Consider the following 5,396-nt stretch of genomic DNA (forward strand, 5'->3'; position numbering starts at 1 on the left):
TAGGGCATACCGGAACCTTTGGGCTCGACCCAATAAACGCTTGGGGAGAGAATACCTCTACTTTTTCAGAAGCAATTCTGTCTAAGCAAGTAATCTCTGTGAACCAAGAATCCCCGTCTCTTTAGAGCGGGGAGTGTCAAAATGGTTAAATCTAGGTTGTGTAGACAGAGCGCCATGAAACACACATTATCCGTATTAGTTGAAGATGAAGCGGGAGTCTTAACCCGTATTGCTGGATTATTCGCCCGTCGCGGCTTTAATATTGAAAGTCTGGCCGTGGGTCCTGCCGAACAGCTGGGAGTTTCTCGGATTACGATGGTAGTACCAGGAGACGAGGACAGCATCGAACAGTTAACCAAACAACTTTACAAATTAATTAACGTCCTCAAGGTGCAGGATATCACCCAAACCCCCTGTGTGGAAAGGGAATTAATGCTGATTAAAGTTAATGCTACCGCCGAGCGCCGGGCGGAAGTGATCGAATTAGCGCAGGTATTCCGGGCGCGGATTGTGGATATTTCCGAGGAAACCCTGACCATCGAAGTGGTGGGGGATCCGGGTAAAATGGTGGCGATTATGCAGATGCTGAATAAATTTGGCGTTCGCGAGGTGGCCCGTACCGGTAAAATTGCTCTGATTCGCGAGTCGGGAGTCAATACGGAATACCTCAAAGCTTTAGAGGCTAAAATGTCAATTTAGGGATAGTGGCTATGAATTGGGAATTGGGGTTTTAGGGTGTTAAGGTGTTGGGGTTTTAGGGTTTTAGGATGTTAGGGTTTTAGTTGAAATTCCCCACTTCACCATCCCCCATCCCCCATCCCCCATCCCCCATCCCCCATCCCCCATCCCCTGATAAAAACTATGTCTAAGCAGTCGCCGAAAACCCAAATTAGTCAACTTGTCACCGTTGCCGTGCAGAAATTGCAAGGAAAGGTGAATTTTCAGGCGGTAAATCTCAAAAAAGGGGCGAGGGTTCCCGAATTACGCCTGAAAAACGAGAATGGCAGCGGGGAAAGCAAATATCCCCTTATCGGCGATCGCTATTTGTTGGGTCGTAGTTCCAGTTCCTGTGATATTACTATCCGTAACACCGTGGTGAGTCAGATTCATTGTTCCCTCCAGCGTGACCCAAAAAATCCCCATCATTTCCTGCTCACAGATGAAAACTCCACTAACGGGGTTTATATGGGTAAACGTCGTCTGAAAAGCGTTTCCCTGCGTCATGGTGATACCTTTACCCTGGCCCCCCCAGACTTAGCCAATTGTGTCACCATCTCCTATTACTGTCCCCCTCCCCTGTGGGCGCGACTTTTGCGCTATGGTTTCTATGGTGCGGGTGGTATTTTCGGTTTATTAGTTTTAGCGATTATCTGGGAAAGTCGCAGAGTGAATGTTTATCCACTCCCTTCTGGGGTGAGCGGTCCGGTGGTGGTTTACCCTAGGGATGGTCAAACTTCCCTCAATCCCATGGGACAGGAAACTCACCGAGAATTAGATAATCTGGGCGATTTTTCTCCCTATTTGACCAAGGCGGTTGTCGCTTCCGAAGATAGTCGTTTTTACTGGCATTTTGGCGTTGATCCTTTGGGGATTGTCCGGGCAATTAAGATTAATTGGCAAGGTCGGGGCCGTCAAGGGGCCAGTACCCTGACTCAACAGTTAGCGCGTAGTTTATTCCCGGAAGTCGGTCGCCAAAATACTGCCGATCGCAAACTCCGGGAGGCTGTGGTCGCTTTACAATTAGAAGCGGTCTATAGTAAGGATACAATTCTCAAAACCTATCTCAATCGAGTTTATCTCGGTCTGGCCGGTTACGGTTTTGAAGATGCGGCCCGCTTTTATTTCGATAAATCCGCTAGAGATTTAGATATCTCCGAGGCTGCTACTCTTGTGGCTATGTTACCCGCCCCGAATCGATTTAATCCCATTCAAGATTACGACACTTCTGTAAAAAATCGCAATCTTGTCATCGATCGCATGGCCGAATTAAGGATGATTTCCCCAGAAGCGGCGGCCAGCGCCCGCAGATCCCGCATTGAAATCAGTCCCCAAGCCAAAAAATCCCTATCTAGTACGATTGCACCATATTTTTATAGTTACGTTTTCGAGGAATTACAGGAGCTTTTAGGGGAAGAAGTGGCTAAAGAGGGCAATTTTATCGTTGAAACCAGTTTAGACCGCCGAATGCAAGCGATCGCAGAAAAAAGCTTAAAAAATAATGTCCTAAAGCAAGGACCCCGCTATCGATACTCCCAAGGGGCTTTAGTTACCCTAAACAGTCAAACCGGGGAAATTCTCGCTTTAGTCGGGGGAGTTGATTATCAAAAAAGCCAATTTAACCGCGCTATCCAAGCTAAACGTCAACCCGGTTCCACTTTTAAGGTATTTGCTTATGCTGCCGCCTTGGAAAAGGGAATATCGCCCTATAAAACCTATACCTGCGCTGGAATCTCTTGGCAAGGACAAGCTTATTCTCCCTGTGAACGCAGTAGCGGGGGGGTCAATATGTTTCAAGGTTTAGCGCGATCGGAAAATAGTGTTGCCCTTCGCATTGCTCGCGAGGCAGGATTAAGTAATGTGGTCAATGTGGCGGAACGTTTGGGGGTAAAATCACCTTTAAATCCTGTACCAGGGCTAATTTTAGGGCAAAGCGAGGTAAATGTCTTGGAAATGACCGGTGCTTATGCAGTTTTTGACCATGGTGGGCGCTGGAATCGTCCCCACGCCATTAAACGCATTCTCGACGCTTCCGACTGTAAAAATGTGGAGGATTTGAGTACCTGTCGGGTTATTTATGACTATGGCGACGATAGCGATAGAAATCAGCAGGTAATCTCAGCTAAAACCGCCGAGACGATGAATAGCCTATTGCGGGGGGTGATAACTAATGGTACAGGAGGCGCTGCTAGTATTGGCATGGGAGAAGCGGGTAAAACGGGAACTACGAATAATTATGTGGACCTTTGGTTTATCGGTTATCTTCCCCGTCGCCACTGGGTGACAGGCATTTGGTTAGGTAATGATAATAATTCTCCCACTGCGGGCAGCAGTCAACAGGCAGCCAAGTTATGGGGCGATTATAACCGTCAGTTAATCACTACACAAAACTAATCCCAATAGGACTAAGCTACTGTTCCCGTTGCCTATTCCAGAGTTCCCTAAAACCAGAGACTTCGTACCTCACTATTAAGATAACTGCTTTAAAGTAATAAGGGTGTCCTAGCCCTAGCTAACACACCCAGTATCTGTCTATTCAAACAAGGAATTTTAAATGAAGGCGAAGTTACCAGCAGCTAATGTACCAGTAATCGAGGTAATTGTCGCAACGGTGGGGTTGGAGGTCGACCAGTCACCGTCATTGTCATAGAGGAGGGTCTTTGTATCGGTGGCGAAGGCAAAACGAATTAATGATTTATCATCCTCTAAGGCCTCGATAACGTCAAGAGTATCGACAATGATACTGTTAGAAAGATTGGGAGCAGTATCCGCATCACTAACAACTGCCTGCGTACCCGCTGTTGGAGCGCCCAAGTAATTAGTAACAGTAAATGCAAAGACATCATTGTCACTGGTAATGAATTGGGAAACTGTCTGATTACCCTGATTGGTAAATACAAATGTATCAGCACCATTACCACCATCTAGGGTATTCGTTCCCGTGCCACCAGTTAGGCGATCGTTTCCGTCGCCACCATTTAGGATATCCCCTCCCGTGCCACCAATTAGGGTATCCGCTCCCGCGCCACCATCTAGGCTATCCGCTCCCTCACGACCGGTTAGGGAATCGTTTCCACCGAAACCGAACAGGGTATCGGCCAGCCCGCTACCAGTTAGGGTATCGCCACCATCTGCACCTCTAAGGACGAAGCCATACATGTTACCAATTATGGAAATATCGTCACTGGAATTAGCTGTGTTTTCTGCTTTAGTAAACCTTTGACCACCACCAAAGTCGAGGATATGGGTTCCTTTAAAAGTAGAAGCGACGAAAGTGTCGCTTCCGCTAGGAAGAGAATAATTTTGTGAAAAAGGGGGGGTGCTTTTATAACCAGTGAGGTTAGCACTCGCTACGTCAGACTGACCAGATCCGTTGCGAAGTCTCCAAGTGGAAAACTCAACGGAAGAAGAAGGATTCGTAAATCGACCTAAAGCAGTAAGATTTCTACCGGTGGCTGTGGTAGGCATGGAAACGGCTAGGTCGGTATTTACCGAAGATAACCCCCAAAAAGCTGCCAGAGATGTGATCATTGAAGCATCGACGGTATAATTCGTGGTGGAGCCAGTCGGAGCAGAGATATATGTAGTGGACATAGTTTTTTTTTGCGTGGTATGTTTGAACCTGAGGATTTTGACAATATTCTACCCGATTATTACACACCCAGAAAAAAATGCAACCTTTTTCTCTTGGTTTTGTTGGCTCTTCTGGTTTATGTGTGGAAACGAGGTCTATACTGATAGAATATCCGCAAAATAGCCCTAAAAGTCTTGCCCGATAAGCATTTCACGATTCCATAAGCAAAAATTATCACACAAAGTCGAGAAGAGCCGTTTGTTCCCTGAATTATTGCTAATAGTCAAGTTTTTATCAATTTTGGGTTAATTTTCGGCTGGGTGTGATATAAATCACGCCAGAAATTAAAGTTAATGTCACCGATAGCCAAAAGGCAATCTGAGAAATTAAGTTATATTCAGAAGGCAAGGGAGCAATTAAGAGAGCGATAGCGATAATTTGGCTGACTGTTTTGCTTTTTCCCCACCAATTAGCCCCTTTTATGTCGCTATTTCCCGTTAAATTCGGATTAATACGCCAACCAGCGATCGCTAATTCCCGAGCGAGAATCAAAAATACTCCCCAAGCAGCAATTAAATCCATTTCAATCAGAGCTAAGAGGGGAGCGAGAACCAGCAATTTATCGACCAAAGGATCGAGAAATTTACCTAATTCGGTGATTTGATTTAATTTTCGCGCTAGATAACCATCGAGCCAATCGGTGCTGGCAGCAATCAGAAAGATAATTAAACTTAACCAGCGATCGATTTCTGTGCCTCGGTGCAACCAGTATAAAATTAATGGCAGTCCCAAGAGTCGCGATAGGGTAATCGAGTTGGGTAGGTTCATTTTTCAGTAAACAGTGAGCAGTAAACAGTGAGCAGTAAACAGTGAGCAGTAAACAGTGAGCAGTAAACAGTGATCAGTAAACAGTGATCAGTAAACAGTAAACAGGTATAAAGATAAAGATAACTGACTAATTAACTTAAAACTTACATCTGATAACTTACATCTGGTAACTTAGATCTGATAACTGATAACTTACATCTGATAACTGATAACTTACATCTTATAACTGATAACTGAAAATTAGGCGAGATAATCCTGTAAAGCTTTCACCTCTAAA

The 5,396-nt window shown here is 45.4% G+C and carries 4 protein-coding genes; 2 read left to right on the forward strand and 2 right to left on the reverse strand.

The genetic code is table 11. The annotated features are described in order from the left end of the window. The first annotated feature begins 174 nt into the window (after positions 1-174). Entirely contained in the window at positions 175-699 is a 525-nt protein-coding gene (ilvN, locus tag IM322_RS19750) for an acetolactate synthase small subunit (protein WP_287672273.1), read from the forward strand. A 162-nt stretch (positions 700-861) separates the two neighbouring features. Then, positions 862-3,111: a PBP1A family penicillin-binding protein gene (locus IM322_RS19755; RefSeq protein WP_287672272.1), complete on the forward strand. Its 2,250-nt coding sequence runs from the start codon at positions 862-864 to the stop codon at positions 3,109-3,111. 156 nt (positions 3,112-3,267) lie between these two features. Here the strand turns inward: IM322_RS19755 and IM322_RS19760 are convergent, their stop codons facing one another. Both IM322_RS19760 and pgsA read right to left on the reverse strand, forming a co-directional pair. Beyond that, a complete protein-coding gene (locus IM322_RS19760) occupies positions 3,268-4,311 on the reverse strand; it encodes a calcium-binding protein (protein ID WP_287672270.1) in 1,044 nt (347 codons plus the stop codon). 274 nt (positions 4,312-4,585) lie between these two features. Next, positions 4,586-5,119, reverse strand: a complete 534-nt coding sequence (pgsA, locus tag IM322_RS19765; protein WP_287672268.1) for a CDP-diacylglycerol--glycerol-3-phosphate 3-phosphatidyltransferase — start codon at positions 5,117-5,119, stop codon at positions 4,586-4,588. Positions 5,120-5,396 lie beyond the last annotated feature (277 nt).

Origin of the sequence: Microcystis sp. M109S1, from assembly GCF_020247025.1 — a bacterium.
In the GTDB taxonomy this organism is placed as follows: domain Bacteria; phylum Cyanobacteriota; class Cyanobacteriia; order Cyanobacteriales; family Microcystaceae; genus Microcystis.